At 34.6% G+C, this 19704-nt stretch carries 18 protein-coding genes; 3 read left to right on the top strand and 15 right to left on the bottom strand.

The window, feature by feature from the left end; genetic code table 11:
- Positions 1–13: 13 nt before the first annotated feature.
- The gene (locus tag ACTND6_RS00510) at positions 14–868 is read left to right on the top strand and encodes a LysR family transcriptional regulator (protein ID WP_441020941.1); all 855 of its coding nucleotides are present in this window, start codon (positions 14–16) and stop codon (positions 866–868) included.
- Positions 869–1037: 169 nt separating this feature from the next.
- Here ACTND6_RS00510 and ACTND6_RS00505 read toward each other — a convergent pair whose 3' ends face one another.
- From ACTND6_RS00505 to mutL, 6 genes are all read right to left on the bottom strand, one after another.
- Entirely contained in the window at positions 1038–1679 is a 642-nt protein-coding gene (locus tag ACTND6_RS00505) for a CpXC domain-containing protein (protein ID WP_441020939.1), read from the bottom strand.
- Between the two features lie 10 nt (positions 1680–1689).
- Positions 1690–2391: a hypothetical protein gene (locus ACTND6_RS00500; RefSeq protein WP_441020937.1), complete on the bottom strand. Its 702-nt coding sequence runs from the start codon at positions 2389–2391 to the stop codon at positions 1690–1692.
- Positions 2392–2454: 63 nt separating this feature from the next.
- Positions 2455–3165 carry a Bax inhibitor-1/YccA family protein gene (locus ACTND6_RS00495; RefSeq protein ID WP_441020934.1) on the bottom strand — a complete coding sequence of 237 codons (711 nt, stop codon included), beginning with the start codon at positions 3163–3165 and terminating at the stop codon, positions 2455–2457.
- 81 nt (positions 3166–3246) lie between these two features.
- Positions 3247–3717, bottom strand: coding sequence for a hypothetical protein (locus ACTND6_RS00490; protein ID WP_441020932.1), 471 nt, complete (start codon positions 3715–3717; stop codon positions 3247–3249).
- 2 nt (positions 3718–3719) lie between these two features.
- Positions 3720–4613 carry a tRNA (adenosine(37)-N6)-dimethylallyltransferase MiaA gene (gene miaA / locus ACTND6_RS00485; protein WP_441020930.1) on the bottom strand — a complete coding sequence of 298 codons (894 nt, stop codon included), beginning with the start codon at positions 4611–4613 and terminating at the stop codon, positions 3720–3722.
- Positions 4610–6394, bottom strand: coding sequence for a DNA mismatch repair endonuclease MutL (mutL, locus tag ACTND6_RS00480; protein WP_441020928.1), 1785 nt, complete (start codon positions 6392–6394; stop codon positions 4610–4612). The genes miaA and mutL overlap by 4 nt, the downstream gene beginning before the upstream one ends.
- 23 nt (positions 6395–6417) lie before the next feature.
- Here mutL and ACTND6_RS00475 point away from each other — a divergent pair, with 23 nt between their 5' ends.
- On the top strand, positions 6418–7023 hold the full coding sequence (locus tag ACTND6_RS00475) for a YigZ family protein (protein ID WP_441020926.1): 606 nt from the start codon (positions 6418–6420) through the stop codon (positions 7021–7023).
- A 38-nt stretch (positions 7024–7061) separates the two neighbouring features.
- Here ACTND6_RS00475 and ACTND6_RS00470 read toward each other — a convergent pair whose 3' ends face one another.
- From ACTND6_RS00470 to ACTND6_RS00450, 5 genes are all read right to left on the bottom strand, one after another.
- A complete protein-coding gene (locus ACTND6_RS00470) occupies positions 7062–7928 on the bottom strand; it encodes an Rpn family recombination-promoting nuclease/putative transposase (RefSeq protein ID WP_441020924.1) in 867 nt (288 codons plus the stop codon).
- A gap of 81 nt (positions 7929–8009) precedes the next feature.
- On the bottom strand, positions 8010–9815 hold the full coding sequence (gene pepF, locus ACTND6_RS00465) for an oligoendopeptidase F (RefSeq protein ID WP_441020922.1): 1806 nt from the start codon (positions 9813–9815) through the stop codon (positions 8010–8012).
- Between the two features lie 4 nt (positions 9816–9819).
- Entirely contained in the window at positions 9820–10665 is an 846-nt protein-coding gene (locus ACTND6_RS00460; protein ID WP_441020919.1) for a glycoside hydrolase family 25 protein, read from the bottom strand.
- Between the two features lie 44 nt (positions 10666–10709).
- Entirely contained in the window at positions 10710–11930 is a 1221-nt protein-coding gene (locus ACTND6_RS00455) for a GHKL domain-containing protein (RefSeq protein ID WP_441020917.1), read from the bottom strand.
- Between the two features lie 2 nt (positions 11931–11932).
- The gene (locus ACTND6_RS00450; protein WP_441020915.1) at positions 11933–12643 is read right to left on the bottom strand and encodes a LytR/AlgR family response regulator transcription factor; all 711 of its coding nucleotides are present in this window, start codon (positions 12641–12643) and stop codon (positions 11933–11935) included.
- 199 nt (positions 12644–12842) lie between these two features.
- Between ACTND6_RS00450 and ACTND6_RS00445 the strand changes: the two genes are divergently transcribed.
- Positions 12843–13067 (top strand): hypothetical protein, encoded by a 225-nt coding sequence (locus ACTND6_RS00445; RefSeq protein WP_441020913.1) that lies wholly within the window; start codon positions 12843–12845, stop codon positions 13065–13067.
- Positions 13068–13115: 48 nt separating this feature from the next.
- On the opposite strand, the gene ACTND6_RS00440 is transcribed toward ACTND6_RS00445, so the two are convergent.
- The 4 genes from ACTND6_RS00440 to ACTND6_RS00425 form a co-directional block, all read right to left on the bottom strand.
- Positions 13116–14300 carry a toxic anion resistance protein gene (locus tag ACTND6_RS00440; protein WP_441020911.1) on the bottom strand — a complete coding sequence of 395 codons (1185 nt, stop codon included), beginning with the start codon at positions 14298–14300 and terminating at the stop codon, positions 13116–13118.
- Between the two features lie 11 nt (positions 14301–14311).
- Positions 14312–16408, bottom strand: coding sequence for a 5'-nucleotidase C-terminal domain-containing protein (locus ACTND6_RS00435; RefSeq protein WP_441020909.1), 2097 nt, complete (start codon positions 16406–16408; stop codon positions 14312–14314).
- Between the two features lie 123 nt (positions 16409–16531).
- Positions 16532–18676, bottom strand: a complete 2145-nt coding sequence (locus ACTND6_RS00430) for an AAA family ATPase (RefSeq protein ID WP_441020907.1) — start codon at positions 18674–18676, stop codon at positions 16532–16534.
- A gap of 3 nt (positions 18677–18679) precedes the next feature.
- Entirely contained in the window at positions 18680–19648 is a 969-nt protein-coding gene (locus ACTND6_RS00425) for a hypothetical protein (RefSeq protein ID WP_441020905.1), read from the bottom strand.
- Positions 19649–19704: the final 56 nt, after the last annotated feature.

The following is a 19704-nucleotide window of genomic DNA, read 5'->3' as shown; positions in this document are numbered from 1 at the left end:
GAATAGAGGATCTATGGATTTACACTTATTAGAAATATTACTGGCATTCAAAAAATACGGTACACTTTCTAGTACCGCAGAGGCTTTACATATCTCTCAGCCAACATTAACAAGAAACATGCAAGCTTTAGAAAAAGAAGTTGATGTTCCTGTTTTTATTCATGGAAAAAACTCTTTGAAGCTCAATGAAACTGGTGAATTTCTCGTGAAAGAAAGCGAAAAGCTTTTACATTCCTATGCGGGAATGCTTCAACAGCTCCATATTTTAGATGATTCTTTAAGAGTGATTCATATTGGCTGCAGTGCCCCTGGACCAAAATCAGTATATGAAACTATCATTCAGTCTTACTATCCAACTTCAAAAATTGATTGGATATCCAATGAAAATGAAACTGAATTACTCGAAGGTTTGCAAAAACATACATATGATTTCATATTCATCCAAAAACAACCATTATCCAAAGAATTCTACTCAAAATCATGCTTAAAAGAGCAATTATTTACATGTGTTGAAAAAGATCATCCATTCATGAAATATAAAGATGGAATCACATTTGAACAAATGGATGGATATACATATCTACAAATTGAAGATGTTGGTATCTGGAAAGATATCAAAGCTAAAAATATGCCTCATTCAAAAATCATCACACAAAAAGATAGAGAAGACTTAACTGCACTTGTCAACAGTAGTTCTCTACCTTGCTTTGTATCTAATATTACAAATGAGAATGATCGTAAATACCCACGCCGCATTCGCATACCAATCATCGATTCAGATGCAACACGAGAATTTATGATCGTTCTGCCTAAAAAATCAACTTCTCGTTTCTCTAATTTTCTATCAGAAGTAAAAACGATCAGCTAAGAGAAAAGACCCATACGGGTCTTTCTCTTTTTTCTAAAATTCATTAAGGGGATAGAAATCACTGAATGATGTTTAGGGGTTTACATTATTCAGGGCAGATCATTCCTGCACCTATAATATAGTGAACATCTATCTTACAATTATGGCATCTATTTGTGAAATTATGTGATTAGGCATTCCCCTGTGCTTTCATAAACACAGATAAGATCCAGTCACTATTAATACATGGGAATTGTTCATCTTCTATTTCAAACATTTCTTTATTTGCTTCCAGTTCATCATGCAATCCACTTACAGGAATTAAGAATGACATCCCTTTATCATCCATGCGAATATCAATTTTCATTACATCATCTTTTGTATAAACATAATCTATCGACGTAACATCTTCAGCTTTTCCTTTTCTACTATCAAGAAAATCAATAAAACTATCGTATTTTGCAAGTTCTACCGCAATATCATTCGCACCATCTTCAAAAATCTGAATCTTTTCCACAAACTCTTTTACCGTAGCACATCTTCTTAATGTGTATCCCTTTGCAATCAAAGGCTTTGCAAAAGAAGAAAGATCACCTAATTCCTTCGCGGATACCCAGATAATAAAACGATGCTCTGTGTCTTCATACAACAAAGGATTTTGAATCATAAAATCACTATGACAATGTGGACAAGAATGTCTAAAGATATCTCCAGACATACATCTTTCTTTTAAATCAGGATCTTGTGATACATTGACTGTATTATAAATTTCTACATCAAATTCTTTTCCACAATATGGACATGTATACTTGATTGTTTCGCTGTTACTCATTGTGCCTCCATTAATTCTTTAATGATATTCCATGAAAGTCGATACCGATTTCATTTGTTTCCTGAATCAATTGATTCATGATTTTCTTCTGTTCCTCATCTAAATGCTCCCCAGCAAACAATGCAAACAACCTCACACCATCATTTAAATATGGAAGTGCATATACTGGTTCCCCTTCATGCACACCAATTGCATCCTTTGGCTCTTCCAATAATGCACCAACTAAAAATGGTCCTTTGATTCCTGTAATACGCATTGGATATTCATACATGCTGAGGTCATGGATCATGCCAGCATATACAACATCTGGATAATATGCGTCACGAATTTCATCCAGTCTTGCATCTTCTCTCGATTTCAAAACATCTTCATCAATATTCTGATCCATCATTTCTAAGAATGGCTGGTTCTTTTCAATCATATCGCGATCTGCTTCCGCAACACGCATAGTTTTATAGTAGACTTCATCAATTGTGAAATCACCAAGCATTTTCTTATTCTTCAACCCTCTTGTACAACGCTCCCAGCTTTGTCCAACAGATAACACATTGAAATGAATCAAACCTTCTTCATCACAATATGAAGAACACAACACATAACAATCCTTTTCTGTGATTTTTACAATATCATTTAATTGTTCTGTTAATTCATCTGCTTCAATAGTTATGTATTTATGATAATAATCTGTAAAGTTATACTCTGAAACGATCATAATTTTCTCCAAATAAACAGGCAGGACCTAAGTCCCGCCTATTATATCATTTTTACTCTGTGATTAGTTATTGTTTGAATTTCTTCCAAAGATTCTTAATACATATAAGAAGATATTAATGAAATCCAGGTAAAGTTCAAATGCGCCATAGATTGCAAGATTGTCAGCTAACTGACCATATCCGCCAACACTGTAGTACATTGACTTGATTCTCTGCATATCCCAGGCTGTAAGTCCTAAGAAGATAATCACACCTAGATAAGATAAGAATAAGCTATCTCTCAATGCTGGAATAAACATAGAAGCAATGGAAGCAATGACCAATGTAATCAATCCACCCATCAGTAATGTTGAGAATTGAGACAAGTCTCTATGTGTTGTTGCGCCAATGACTGCACAGCTTCCAAATAACACTGCCGCAAACAGGAATGCTCCAAATACAGAAGCTGTTGTATAAACATATACAAGTGTTGAGAATGTAAATCCTGTTAATGCAGCATAAGCAAGGAACAATAGATTCGCTGTAGAGCTCTTCATTGTTGTAATCTGACTAGATAAGCCAATGACTACACCAAACTGTGCGAGAACTAGAATGATTGTTCCAATTCCACCTGTCAAGCTGTACCAGTAGTACCATGCATTTGTAAAATAACAAACTGCTGCAACTAAAGCTGTAACAGCTAACCCTAATCCCATTTTTGTAAAAACTTTTACGAGGTATGTATTCACATCATCCTGTGCAAAACCTCTTGCCTGTGTATTAAAATTTGTCATTTTATACACCTCCTTTTCGTAGTATATTTAATAGTTTATATAAGTTTGAACGAAAGTCAAACGACAAGCATATGCAAATGTCTATGCATTTGTATGATACCAGTCTTGGATCATTTGATTTTCTTTTGCATTCCCATTTAAAACAAAAACACCATTTTTATCTGCTTCATCAATCAATATTTTCTTTCCATCAAAATAAATAGATACAATATTCTGTCGCAAGAATGGAACAAATTCATTTCCTTTATGATAAACAAGCCATTGATTCGATAATGAAAAATGCTTGTATGTCTGAAATACTTCTTGGTTAAATGCTTCTACAGATACAATCCTTTTTGTGAACTTACGATATTCTTTGCATCCATAAACATAACTCATCAAAATCAGCACTGTTAAAATAATCGTTCCAACAAAAACAAATGAAATACTTTGACTTGTTTCATGTAATGGAAGTAATGCTGCCCATAAAAGAAGCATGACAACACTCCATATAACAATATTCTTTCCAACAATTGTATTACAAATATTCTTTTTGATTCTTTTCGTTATCATACTTATTCACCTTTCAGGAATGTCTCTAAATCATCCCAGATTGTGATTTCTTGTTCCATACCAATCCAATGCACTGGCATCTGATTTTTAAACCATGTGTATTGTCTTTTCGCAAAGTTTCTTGAATGTTTCTGAATACAGTGCATCACTTCTTCACTTGTACAAGTTCCTTCAAAATAATCTTTCCATTCTTTGTAGCCAATGCCTTCCATGCATGTATCCTCAAAACAAACACCTGCATCTAATAAATGTTTGATTTCCTGTTCCAGGCCTTTGGAAAACATATTTTCTACTCTCTTGTTTATTCTTGCATACAAATGTTCTCTTTCCATCGTGCAGCCTATGATATATGCATCATATAACAATTCATGCTTCTGTTCTTTTTCAATATCACTTTGCTTCTTGCCAGTATTTTTTTGAATTGTTAAAGAACGCATAACTCTTCTACGATTATTTGGATGAATCTTTGCTGCCTGCATTGGATCTGTTTCTTTCAGCATCTCATACAGCTGTTCATTTGTATATGCATCTAAAGCAGGATCATATGCTTCTTCCGCTTCATTTTCAAACGTATAGTCATACAGACAAGCCTTCAAATACAAACCTGTGCCACCACAAATGATCATTGGTTTTTCACTAGAATCCATAAGTTCTCTCGCCATAGACTGAAACATTGAAACACTATAGGATTCTTTTGGAGATAAGATATCAATCAAATGATGTTTAATTCCCTGCATTTCTTCCTCTGTCACTTTTCCACTGCCAATATCTAATCCACGATATACCTGAATGGAATCACCAGAAATAATTTCTAGACCATATCTTTTAGCAATTTCAATTGCGAAATCACTTTTTCCTACCGCAGTAGGTCCCGCAACAACAATTACTTTTTTCATCGGAACTCCTTTATTAGATCATTTACATCCATGAAAAATAAGACTGGTTTATGATCTACAGACATCATTGGTTCTTTACATTGTGATAACTTTTGAATCAATTCTTTCATTTCATCAATGGATAAATTACTTTTCTTTTTTATATGGGAACAGGCAATCTTCGCAATTTCCTGCTTTTTCATTTTCGCAAAATGCAAAGAATCATCACTCTTAAATGCATCTATCAGATCCACTAAGAACTGTTCATCTATATCTTTCATCCAGACTGGCAGACTGCGAACAATCAACGTATCATTGCCAAATGGTTCAAACACAAGATGATATTCTTTACACACTTCATCGATTTCATCACATCTCTGTACAATATCATCACTTGTATGTACCGTCAACGGAACAAGTAAATCCTGCATCAACGCTTCTTGAGCCATTTGATTTAAAATCTCTTCAAACAGCACTTTACGATATGCTCGCGTTTGATCGACAACAGCCAGTGCATGGTCTGTTTCACATAAAATATAAGCACGATGCAATTGACCAATTACACGCAGTTCAGGTAAAGGAACACTTTCTTCACCTTTTTCTTCAACAGGTTCCACTTTTGCCATTAAACTTCTAAGCAATGCTTCATCTTCTTCTTTTTCCTGCCGGATAGATTGTTCCACAGACACATCTTCATGTACTTCTTCTACAGTTTCTTTTTTTGGAAGTTCTATTTCTGGTCTCATTTCTTCTTCATCAAAAGATAATGGCTGATAGTATTCAATCTTTGCTTCTTTGACTTCTCTTACAGGAATGATATCTTCAACATTCAATGCCTGGTGTACCTGATCTTTGATCAACGTTTCTAGTTGTATTTCCTTGGAAATACGTACTTCCCACTTAGATGGATGCACGTTTACATCTAATAGATGCGGATCCATTTCAATGGATAAAACACACAAAGGATATCTTCCACTTGGAATCAGCCCTTCATATCCATCCTGAATTGCCTTATAGATACGATATGTTCTAACCATTCTTCCATTCAGAAATACATGCATCATCTTATTAGAAGCACGTGTAATTTCCGGTTTGATCAAATACCCAGTCACATGATAATCAAAGTCTTCAAAATCAACTTCAATTGCATTTTCACTCGCACTTCTGCCATATACATTAAACACAACTTCTAATAGATTTCCCTGTCCACTTGTTCTAAAAACATCTCTGCCATCATTAATAAAATGAAATGCAATTTCTGGATGAGATAAAGCAAAACGGTTAATGACATCTTGAATCAAACTAGATTCATAAGAAGCAGAACGCATATGTTTTAAACGAGCTGGCGTATGATAAAACAATCCTTCCACTGTAATTTCTGTCCCTTGATTACAAGGATATGGAGATGCACTCTTCTTTTCTCCATATGCGATCACAACACGTGTATTATCTTTTCCATCACTCGTAACTAAAGTAACTTGTGAAACAGAAGCAATACTTGGTAATGCTTCTCCTCTAAAACCTAATGTATGTATTGAAAATAAATCATTCTCACCTTGGATCTTACTCGTTGCATGACGCTTAAATGCCATTTCTGCATCTTCACTGCTCATACCACATCCATTATCACTGATCGTAATTTTAGAGATACCGCCTTCTTCAATAGAAATCGTAATTTGTGTACTGCCTGCATCAATGGCGTTTTCCACAAGTTCCTTTACGACACCCATTGGTCTTTCAACAACTTCTCCTGCTGCGATTAAATTCGCTGTTTGTGTATCTAACTGATGTATTCTTCCCATAACAAATATTGTACAATATTTCTATGCATTTAAAACAAGAATACAGATACGAACAAATTATCAAAAAATCTCAATTCATCGCTTGTCTTAAACCAATTCATTCCGAAGATGAAGCAAGAAACTATATCGAAGAAATCAGAAAAGAATTCAATGATGCCAATCATGTATGTACGGCATATGTATGTGGTGAAAACAACATGATTCAGCGATCCAGTGATAACAAAGAACCAGCTGGTACTGCAGGCGTTCCAATGTTAGAAGCAATCCTTAAAAGTGATATTCAGGATGTATGTGCCTGTGTTGTTAGATACTTTGGAGGTATTAAATTAGGTGCTGGCGGTTTGATCCGTGCCTATTCTTCTTCTGTTTCTACTGCACTGCAGCAGGCAGATAAAGTTGTGGATGTCATATTTCATCAATATTCCATTACTTATCCATATGAATTATCTGGAACAATGGAAAACTGGCTGCGTAGAAATACAAATGTTGTAGATTATATGTATGATGAACAGGTTACATGTTTATTTGAAACAGAAAGTAAAGAAATTGAAACTGAAATTCAAAATTTGACTTCTGGAAAATGCACTGCAGAATACATCAAAGATGTAAAAAGAGAAAAAGACATTTAAAAACACCTTCTCAGTAAAATACCAGGAAGGTGTTTTATTTACATATTCCTTTGAATTTCAAGTATTTCATCAATGGAATATCCTGTCACTTTAGCAATCAAAGAAATGTCTAAATTTTCTGACAGCATATTTTTGCATATTGTCTGTTTCTCGCTTTCAGCCATATCTGCGGCCATATTTGCAGCCATATCAACAGCCATATCTGCGGCCATATCTTTCGCTAATTTTTGAGCAATTCCACGAGCAATTCCTAGTGCTCTATGTTCTGCTTCCCACGCCACCATTTCTTCATAGTTCATATAGCTTTCTCTCTTTCTGTCATTTCGTTTGACTTCTTCAACAGCTTGCTTGATTTTTTCTGTAAATTCATCACTTGTCTGATTTGTTTCAAACAATCTAAGCAACGAACATAGTAATTTATCTTTTGTAATACCCTTTGTATTCAAGAATATTGTAGTTGAGTGACTTTCAAAATTCAATTCAGGATGATCAATCAGTCCACTTTTATAAACATATCTTCTCTCATTCAAGCCAAAAAAATCAAAATTGCATATGAAAATCACAACTGTTTTTTTCAATGATGAATACGACTCTCCTGGTCGAAAAGAAGCCACCTTTTCTAATGCATGGTAGTACTCTGCTCTTTCTAACAAATATTCTCGATACAATTGCAATTCCACGATGTATATTTCTTTATCGCCAACAAATTTTACATCAAATCTTGTTCCATGAGAATTCACTCTTGGCTTAACATGGTGCTCTACACTTGCTTGTTGAATACTTTCAATCTTCCGATTCATACAAATTTCAATTAATTGTTTTGTTAACTTCAAATTTCTTTCATCCGCAAATACTGTCGGAAACATCCACGCATTCATAATTGTTATATCATCAATTTTGTTCATATATACTTTTTCCTTACACTATTCTTATTCACAAAAATTGATGTATTTCCAAAAAAAGATAAGAGATATATTCTCTTACCTTTAGAATCCTAATTCATCCGCAATCTTTTCAGCTTCTTCAATGACTCTTTCGAACTTATCTAAAGCAATATTAATTGGTTCAGGTGTTGTTAGATCAACACCCGCATGCTTTAATTCATCCAATGGATATTGACTAGAACCCATAGACAAGAACTCAAGATAGTTCTTTAATGCATTTTCTTCCTTGTGCAAGATCTTTTCAGAAATAGCACACGCAGAAGAATATCCAGTTGCATATACATATACATAGAACATGTTATAGAAATGAGGAATTCTACTCCATTCATACTTCAGCGCATCATCAACAACCATATCTTCACCAAAATATAATTTGATTAAATTCAGATACAGATCATTCAATGACTGCGTTGTTAAAGCTTCTCCTCTTTCACACATCGCATGTGCTTCCTTTTCAAATTCCGCAAACATTGTCTGACGATAAACTGTACCCTTGAATCCCTCTAGATATTGATTCAATAACGCAAGTCTTCTCTTAGGATCTGTTTCTTTTTCAAGCAGCTGATCAATTAACAGGTTTTCATTCACTGTAGAAGCAACTTCCGCAACAAACATTGTATATTCACTATACTGGAATGGCTGTGTATGATTTGTCAGCCATGTATGCTGAGAATGTCCCATTTCATGCGCCAGTGTAGAGACAGAATCTAATGTACCTGTATAGTTCATCTTGATGACAGGGTTAGAATCATATGTTCCTGCTGAGAATGCTCCTGTTTCTTTGCCCTTGTTTGGATAAACATCGATCCATTTCTGATCAAATGCTTTCTGTACTCTTTCAACATATTCTTTTCCTAAAGGTGCTACAGCATCAAGAACCATACGCTGTGCTTCTTCATAGGAATATGTATCTGTAATACCACTTGTTAATGGTGCATATAAATCATAGTAATGCACTTCATCAAGCTTCAAGAGTCTCTTTCTCAAACGCACATAGCGATACATGAGATCCATTCTTGCATGTACTGTTTCAATCAAGTTGTCATATACTGTTTCAGGAATATTATCACTTGCCATTCTCATCTGACGAGATGAATCATAATGTCTGAGTCTAGCTTCTGTTGTACATGTCTTAACATTACCAGCATAGACAGCTGTTAATGTATTGTTATTATGTGCAAAGCTTTCATAGAAAGAATCAAATGCATTCTTTCTTAATACACGATCCTGTGATGTTTGAAGAAGAATATAGTTCGCAGCTGTTACTTCGTGTGCTTTTCCTTCACTATCCAAAGCATCCTTAAATAACATATCTGCATATAACAATGCACCCATAGCTTCTTCTGGCGTATTCAATGCTTCCGCAAAAGATGCCATGATAGCTTCTTCTTTATTAGATAATGTATGTGCTTTTGCACGAACAAGATTTTCCAGATAAATCTTATAGTCTTTTAAACAATCATCCTGAATGATCGCATGCAATGTTTCTTCATCATTGCTTAGAATTTCAGGTTCTGCATAGGAACAGATCGTCTGCATCTTAACAACTTCACTATATGCCTTTGCATACATTCCCTGTGCCTTTGTATCTCTTGTATCTTCAACTTTTCTTAAAGAAGCATAAGAAAAAATATCTGTCACTTTCAACATCACACCATATTCCGCATCCAGGAATGTCTTGATTGCGGAAGCATTTGTTAATGTACCTTCATACTTAGCAAGATCTTCTACACTTGCTTTTACTGCTTCTAATGCATCTTCGAATTCATCATCACTGTGAAATAGCGTACTGAGATCCCACATGTACGCAGGATCCATTTCATTTCTTTCCTTTAAAACTTCACTCATTTCCTTATCCTTTCTTCACAAACATAATATCCATATCTGTGTGAGTTCCTTCAATACCATCTACTGTACCACAATCTGTGTATTGCCATATTGAAAATGCATATGGATAGTCAGGATATTCCGTATCATAATGTGCTACCCATGTTTCAAATTCCTGCATATATTCCAACAAGAAATACTGTTCCAGTAGACGAGCACTATTATAATTCATTGTCTGATATCCCGCATTCTGAATCACATGTAAAAAAGTCACCGCATTCTGCGTCCATGTTTCTTGACTCAATTGATCCACTCTGCCATTGCCCTCACCAGCTTTTTCAATATCAAAACATACCGGAAGATCAATCGCATAGTCTTTGATTTCACGCAATGTAAATTCAGCTTCTTCTCTTGCTTCCTCTACCGTAGCAGCCTGTGAAAAGAAATACACACCTACCTGTAAACCATTCTTCTTTGCCTGTTGAATATTGTAGTCAAAGTAAGAATCTTTATGAATTTTTCCTGTTTCATAGCCACGATAACCAACACGAATATATGCAAATTCTATTCCAGAATTCTTTACTTTTTCCCAGTCGATCCACTCTTGATGAGAAGAGACATCAATGCCCTGCATAGATGTATATTGATCATCTTCATAAGACATACGATCTCCATCTTTTACAAGTTTTGACCAGTCATATGTGTTTCGAATCAATGCACTTTCCACAGGTGTTTCTTCTTGTTCACGAACTCTTTGAAGATCTTTCAAACAGGAAGAGATTCCAAAAATCACTAAAGACACAAGCAAAATAACAATTAGAACATTTTTCTTGTTAACTTTTCTTTTTCTCTTTCTTCTCTTTTTTGCCATATGTAAAATTATACTCTACAAACAGGCAATGAATTATTAAGTACTCATGAAGATATGCAATCCCACAATAACATGCGTATTTCTACACATTCAAATATTTCTTCACACATCACTTCACCATGATATTTTTCAATGATTTGCTTGATTGTTGCCCATCCATATCCGTGACTCTCAGCGGATGAAACAATGAATTCTCCATCTTTTAATACATTGTGATCAATAGAGTTTCTCTCAATGATTTTCAAGCAGTTTCCAACTTCACTGATTTCAAGAACGATATTCTTCTTGCTTCCAACGTGCTGCATTGCATTATCCAGCAAGTTTGATATTAATAGATATAAGTCACTATCTTCCATCTTGATTGTATGAGACAGTGTCATAACAAACGAAAACGTGATTCCTTTTTCTTTACATTGTTGCTTTGTATGATTCAACAATACATCTAACACAGTATTTCCTGTTTCTACTGGAATCAGATCTTGATTGATTTCATTGAGATATTTTTCTTTCATTGCCTCATCATCTAATGCATTCACATAGTGTTTTAAATCATGTTTGATTTTCAATAATTCCTTCTTTGTATTTAACAGTTGATTCGCAGAAATACTATTCTGTTTATACAATTCCGCAAGAATTTCCTGTTCCTTTAATTTTTCTTCTTCCTGAATTAGATGAATCGACCAGTAAATCAATACAACAGAGAAAATCATGAAACAATACAGACAAATACCTAAATACGATTTCGTCATTTCATCTGTACACAATGCGATTTCAAAACAATCTAATACAATGATCAGAAAAATCAGAAGCAAAGAATATACAGAATAACTCACAGATGGCAGATGCAGCTGTTTCCGATTCCATTTCTTGTAAGCAAAAAGCAAGATTCCCTGCATACATAAAGATACGATCCAGGCAATATGCAAATTATTATTGTGTAATAGCTTATAATCCAGATTGTTATATATAATCATACTCACAACGTATATTGCGGCTGCATTACATACCGCAATACCACTTTCTAATACACAGCACGAAAAGAGATCTTCCGCATGAAATTTTCTTTTATCAATGATAAAAAATACAATTTCCATCACTAAAAGAAGCATTGTGGAATAAATTGGACTAGTAAATATGTCTCTTCCATCCATCCAGAAAAACAGAACAGAAAAACCACCAATCATACATATCTTCCCAGCTTTACTCATCAAATGGTTCAAAAACAAGACTCTAACTACAATCTGTAAAAATAATAATACTTTCATAGTCATCTCCGTAAGCAATATGTTATATATGCTCTTCTTATTTTTTCTAGGTTATTTTTAGGAATTTTCAAAGAAACACCATTTTCCATTTTGAATGTTCCATTGGACAACATATCAACGTTATATAAATTCACAATATATCTTTTGGAAATTCGAATAAAATCTGGCTGTTGAAATATCTTTTCAAATTGTTTTAATGTTTTTCTTTCGCGAAAACCTGTTTTGTTTTTTCGAGTGATGATATTTGCATCATTATCACAAACTTCAATATACATAACATCCTGATAATCAATTGACTGCACTTCACCATTATATGCATACACATATTTTCTAGTTGCTTTCATTGACTGAAGAAAACGATATAACATCATAGGAACATCATGTTTTAAATTTGCTTTACGAATAAAGCCATCAATTCCAAACTGCAGAATTAAATCATCATGATTTGAAGACAGATATATCTTTGCATCAGATTTAACTTTACGAATTTCATTAGAAATACAGACACCATTTCGATATGGCATATCAATATCAATCACATACAGATCAAAAAACACTGGATTCTCAACTTCAAACATTTCATTCATAAATTGTTTATCTGTTACGCATTGCACATAAAATGTAACGCCATCCATATAAATATGTTCAATTTCATTTTTGATCAAAATAGAATCCTGTACATCGTCATCAATGATTATCACTCTATATTCCATACTTTTTCCCCACTAAAATTTTAATATGGCTTTGCTTTCACTACGTCTCAAAATAGTCACATTTAGCTCAATATTTCACATCTTCCAAAATAATTGCTTATACTATAATTAATAAAAGAAAACATCATTTCTTATTCCATTTTACACACAAAGCAAAAGGAGGAAAGCAACAGATTACAATCTAGTTGTACATGAAACTATGAACAAAAAAACGAGTGGAAAGCTATATATTACAATTTCAATCGTATTATTACTTACTGGATGGCTGATTGCTCATTTCTTAGGATATCCACTGAGGGCATTTGCATTATGTAAAGGTGGATGGCCTGATATGATGTTTCTTAGTGAAGTCCTTTCGATAGATTTTATTGCACTACTCATTGGGATCCACGGTATTCTGCTTCTACACAGTAAAGATGAATAACAAAACAGAAGAACTTGCATGTAACTGCTTGTTCTTCTGTTTTTATTTTTATTCGTTTGTTTCAACCTGCTTTTTCTCAGCATTGATTTCTAACAGCTTATTTGTAAGTTCATTTTCAATCTTGGCAAGTTCCTGTTCAGCCTGTGCACGCTTTTCTCTGCCATCTTTTTGAATCTGTTGCACTTCTTCTAATGTAGAAATCAACTGTTCATTTGTATGTTGCAATGTTTCAAGATCAACAATGCCTCTTTCACTTTCCTTCGCTGTATCCACAGTTGCCTGGTGCAATGTTTCAGCATTTTTCTTGAGAAGTGTATTTGTCATATCCGTAACTTCTCTTTGTGCTTCCATTGCTTCCTTAGAATGAGAAATACCCAAAGCAAGAACAATCTGGTTCTTCCATAGAGGAATTGTATTCACAAGTGTAGACTGAATCTTTTCCGTCATCAGTGTATCGTTATTCTGAACGAGTCTGATCTGAGGTGCCATCTGAATTGAAATCTGTCTTGTCAATTCAAGATCATATAACTTCTTTTCAAATCTAACACAAGCCTGTTCCAGATCATTTGCTGCCTGTGCATCTTCTGGCAAGCCACTTTCCTTTGCTTTCTTTGTTAGTTCTGGAAGTTCATTCTCACGAATTTCATTCACTCTTTTCTTACCAGCTAAGATATACATTGTTAATTCCTTTGTATTCTGCTGGTTGCGAGCATACAATTCATCTAACAAAGCAATGTCTTTCAACAAAGTAATCTGATGATCTTCCAGCATCTTCGCAACTTTTTCAACATTTGCTTCTGCCTTGTCATACTTTGCCTTAAACTTTGTAACGGAATCTCCACCCTTATCAAATAAAGAAGCAAAGAAACCCTTCTTTTCCGTTTCATTTGCATCATATTCTTTCAATTCCACTACAAGATCACTCAATAATGTACCAATTTCACCAAGATCCTTTGTACGAACATTATTTAAAGCTGTATCTGAGAAATCAGATACTTTCTTCTGTGCTGCAGAACCATACTGTAAAACAGTATTACTTTCCATAATGTCGATCTTAGAAGAAAATTCATTTACAGTCTGTCTTTCCACTTCAGATAAATTTGCTTCATCAATAGGATTTTTTTCAACAACTGTTTCTTCTGCCTGTTCTTCTTTTTGAGCTTCTTGTTCTTCTGCTTCAGGATCAAGTGTTAATTTGATTTCTTCAGCCTGTGCCTGTTTGTTTTCACTCATCTTGATTCTCCTCATCTTTCTCTCTTTTTAGAAATGATAAATGCTAATAACTTGATACATAGAATCGCTACAAGGATTCCAGAAACAAGTTTTATATATTTTGAAAGCTGTGATTCTGTTGTATTTTTAAAGAAACCCCACAGTGTAAATTCTGTATCTTCTGTTTTGACTTCTGCAGCATTTTTATAGCTGGAAGATATTTCTGCGATATTATCACTGTTTCTTTCCAGTTCTGAAAGATATGTACAGATTGCTTTAAAAGATTTCAGCTCTTTCTTTTTATATGTTAATACATTTGCGCCCAATTTTTGAATCTTTCCACCATTCACATCATAATAACGCACATTCAGACTGCCATCTGTATATGAAGAAAGATTTAATAAATCTCTTGCGGTAGATAATGTTGTAACAACAGGATATAACTCATCATTATGTACAGGAACATAATAATCATTCACCGCATCAACGTATACTTCTTCTACATGGTTATTATCCTGGCGATAATCACTGTATGTATATTTCAAGCCAGAAAAATACAACTGATTTTCTCCATCACCTTTTCTACCATACGTAACATCATATTCACAAAGCTTACGTACATCACTGCCCTTTAAGAATACAAGAATTAATGATTCCCCATAGCTGCCATCACTGCCTGTACCATTTGGAACAACATTATATGCATCCAATGCAGAAATAGAATCCTTTGTAAATGTAGACTGAATTTCCTTCTTGCTGATTAAACCAATCGCACGTTTCTTTACCGTTGGCTTCATATTCTGAATTTCTTCGAGTTTTTTATATTCAGGAGTATCTGGTGTTGGAGTTGGTGTTGCCTCTACCTGTTCTTCTGTTGCCTCTTCTGCAGGCTGCTCTTCCGTATTCTTATCGACTAAAGACTGCGCTGCTTTCAACATCTGCTTTTTCTTATCTTTCCAGGAAGCATACCACTGTGCATACCAGTCATCATATGCCAATGCATATGCATCAGTAATCAGATCCGCAGTATTGTTATTCAACAATTCATTTGTACTATGATCAACTGGCGTAAAGTTAAATGGATTCGCCGCCATTGTTTTATCCACAGAAACACCATATGCATCAAACAATGCAGAAGATACCTGGTTTGTATAGTCATTGATTCTATACGCAACATCAGGATTTTCTTCAATTTCACTTGTGACTGCGACTAACTGATATCCACTAATAGAACCATCCTCTTTATTGATGTCTAATACACCAAGATATTGTCCATTTTCTCCACAAGAAACAATATTTGTTTCTCTTTCTGTTTCAACTTTCCATTTTTCAACAACGTCACAAGAAGCAATAACAGTATTGATACCCTCAACGCTCTTTGCAATTTCATGTGCGAATGCATCACCACCATGTGCAATCGCAATCACATAATCACAACCTTCTTCATTCAATGAAGAAACAATATCTTTTGCTGTATCTACTGCGCTTTCCAAAGAGACATCATCACTAGAAATAGATTGCTCTTTCATCACTGAAAAGATGCCAATTTTCTTCCCCGCTCTTTCAACAACTTTATATGTAGAGCCACCCTTTTCAGCCAATGTACTCTTCAATGCTTTTCCAGCTTCACTGTCAAAATAATTCAGATTACCAGTTAATAATGTAGGAACCGTTTCATTCACACCAATCATATCAGCCAGTGTCTGTGTTCCATAAGTAAATTCTTCATCCCCTAATGCAATGGCATCATAGCCAAACATAGACATCAAAGATAAATCTGGTGCACTTGTAGAATTCAAGCAGCTGAATGCTGAACCAGTAGAGAAATTACCACCATCAATCAACACCGTATTTTCTGTACGATTGAGATGAATAAGATTTGCTAAACGAGAATAGCCTCCTAAAGTAACATATTCCTCATTATCTGCCTGTTTATATTGAAGAATATGATCCTGCAGATCACTTGTGAATAAAATACGTAGATTTGTATCTTCTACCGCTTTTTCTTCACCCTCTTCTGATATTTCTTCTATGTTACCATCATCTTCACCTTCTGCAAAAACAGTAAATGACTGGATGCTCGTGAAAGCTAAAACAGATGACAATAATAAAGGAACATATTTCTTCATACACTCAACCTCGACCCATGCATTATATCATTATTCAAGCATCTCATATATACAGAATAGTATTATATGCATGCCAATAATTAAGATTTTTCAAAAAAGAAAAAGGCAACGTGTGCCTTTTCCTTACTTCATCATATTCATGATATCATTCAAAGAAGGTTCATTGCTTTCCTGCTTTGGCTTTACTTTTACAGTATAGTCAAAATCTTCCTTCTTTAATTCCGTCATTTCTTTCTGATCTGTAGAATTCACAAGTCTTTCTGCCTGTTTTAGAATGGCTTCTTCTACAACATTTCTAGCTAGACGACCATTGCCAGCTTCTTCAGCATTGATGGACTGTACTTCATTAAAGTATTGAATCAATGGTTCTTTCGCATCTTCACTGATTTCATATCCCTTTGATTTTGCCTGGATACAAGCAATCTGATAAAGCTGTGTTCCAGTATAGTCATCAAAGTTAATTAAATTTGGAAATCTAGATTTCAACCCAGAGTTTGCTTCCAGAAATGTAGCCATTTCTTTCTTGTAGCCAGCCAATACGACAATCAGATTATCTCTATGATCTTCCATGGCTTTGACAAGCGTATCAATTGCTTCTAGACCAAACGAATCATCTTTCCCTCGATACAGAGAATATGCTTCATCCACAAACAATACACCACCCATTGCACTCTTGATGACAGACATTGTTAATGGTGCTGTCTGACCAACATATTGTGCAACCAGGTCCGCTCTTGTTACTTCTACAAGCTGACCTTCACTCAATACACCAATGGCTTTTAAATAGCGTGCAAGTAACCTGGCAATGGTTGTTTTCCCTGTACCTGGATTACCCGTAAAAATCATATGCATGGAAACAGAAGCACTCTTGAGACCTTGCTGTTTTCTTTTTTCCTGTAAAGAAATATGAGCCTGTAAAGAACGGATATAGTTTTTTACTTTATCTAGACCTACAATTTCATCAAGTTCTTTATTCACTGCTTCAATTTCTTCTGCACTGTTCTTTTCTCTTGATAATACTTGTTTCTTGCTTCCATAGACTGCATATGGCATGCCATCTGCTTCCTGGAAAAGAATTTCTTCATTGCTGCCTAAGTTCTCATTTAAAACAAAGGCTGAAATAGATACATAAAAATCATGAAAGACAGAACGAATTGCATCAATTCCCTGTGTTTTATCAAAATGTGTATGTACCCAGCAACGAATACTTTCATCCACTTTCACATCAATATGCAGATTGTTTTTACATTTTCCAACAAATACATCTGTATTTTGAATAATGATCTTGCTGATAGCTTCATCATCTAGCTGTACAAATGTAATGTCATCTAATACGTGATACATAAAGTCCGCACCAAATGCATTCTGCACGCCAGATACTTTTCCATTTGTAATAAACACAAGATATTTACCATTCACATGCAATGAATCGATTGCATCTTTCACAAGACCCGTCTGTGCTTCCACTAAAACACCTTTATTCAAGACATATCTCTTATTCAATACAACTTTTCCATCAATCACTAATGCATCCACCATTCTAAGAAATGACGCAAATGAAGATTCAAAGTTTTCAAAGCAAATCACAGAGCCTTTGCCATTTAAAGCCTCATACAGATCCTGCAAGAAAATCTGTTCTTGTGAAGCAGATGTATAGCGAGACATATCCATCGTATATACTTCATTGCTCGCAAGAATGTTTCTTTGACACAATGCACTCGCCACTTCATGAATGGAAGAATGCTTTCCTGTGCCACGTGGGCCGTGTAGAAGCATCACATTCTTAATGCCATTCTCATTTTCACCCATCACAAAAGGACGACGGAACGCAACACAAACCTTTTTCACAGCTTCATCCTGACCAATGATTTTCTGAGATACTTCAGTTTCAATTTCCTGGAATACCTTTCCTTGATCGAATTCTTTGATCACTTCTTTTGCTGGTTCAATTCCATAATCATCTTTAAGCTGTTTCTCAAGTGTTTCTAAATCAATGTCTCTTTGTGTCTGTGCGCGTGCTGGTTCTTTCTTATTCAACTGTTCCTGCATTTGTTGAAGATCTTCTTTTTGTTTTGTTAAGATGCGATTCAACTCGTGCATTGCCTTATCTGCCGTTTTTAAAATTGTATCCGTTGTAGAAGGTGCAGATTCTTTCTTTGGTGCTTCTATTGTTAGTTCAATGTTTGAATCATCTTTTTCTTCATATGTTCTTTTCTTTGAAAACACTTCATTCCAAAGACGATTCTTTTCATCATTTCTATCACTCATAAATCATCTTCCCTGGCCGCTTGAGCGCATACTGCCATCACTCGTTAATCCATCTTTTTTCAATACTGCTTCTAATGTAGAAATATCTGCAGATAAATTAATGAAATCTTCATCTGTCATAGAAGAAATGATCTTAGCCATTGCATCATTGATCAGATGAATTGTACGAATCAATTTATTTTTTGTATCTTCATAAGAAGGATCAGTTTTTGCATACTGCAGATTACGATACTGATTCAAGATATTGATCAAGATTGGTAAATAATACTCATACAGTTTCTTCAGCTTATCTTTAGAATTTGGAAACTTAGACTCTAATGTCTGTACCTGTTTCAATAAAGAAGCCGTTTCATATAAACCATTGGAAATCTCTTCATCTGGAATATCATTATTCAAGCTTGTTATTTCTTCAATGAAATATTGTGCATTCTTTTCCTTCTTTACAGTTTCTTCCTTCTTTGGCTGTGGATTTTCTACCACTTCAGCATCAAATACTTCAGCCTGTAAAGGAGAATTTGCCTGCGTGGAATAAAGATCATTAATGATTGCAGAATAAGATTCTGGATATCTTCTCTGGTAATCATTCAAAGAACAGATATATGTATTATTACGATATACATCCAAGGAAGATAAAGAAGCATATTTTTCTTCTCTCAAACGTAATTCAATTTGGTCCACGACGCGAATGCTGTTTCTAGATTTAAAATACTGTCTTAAATATAAATTGATTTTTGCGATTTTACTGGATTGACTGCTGCCACTTCTTTGATATCTGTTTTCTCTTCGATAGGATGAAAACTGATTGAAAGACTGCTCGTCAGAACTATTGTTTTTATATGTGGAAACAGAAGCAATCGCAATTCCAACAACAACCGCAATGATTAAAAACAATGGCAGCATAAAGCTCATGCCACCTGAAAAAACAAAAAATAATATTAACCAAACCCACCAGTTTGAATTTCTTCTTCTCATACTAAAAATACTCCTTTAGTTTGTCACAATTATAGCATATCCACTCTTCATTCAAT

The sequence above is a fragment of the Bulleidia sp. HCP3S3_C9 genome (assembly GCF_052064035.1).
Classification (GTDB): domain Bacteria; phylum Bacillota_I; class Bacilli_A; order Erysipelotrichales; family Erysipelotrichaceae; genus Bulleidia.
Note: the sequence above shows the minus strand (reverse complement) of the source record. Positions and strands in the feature narration are given on the sequence as shown.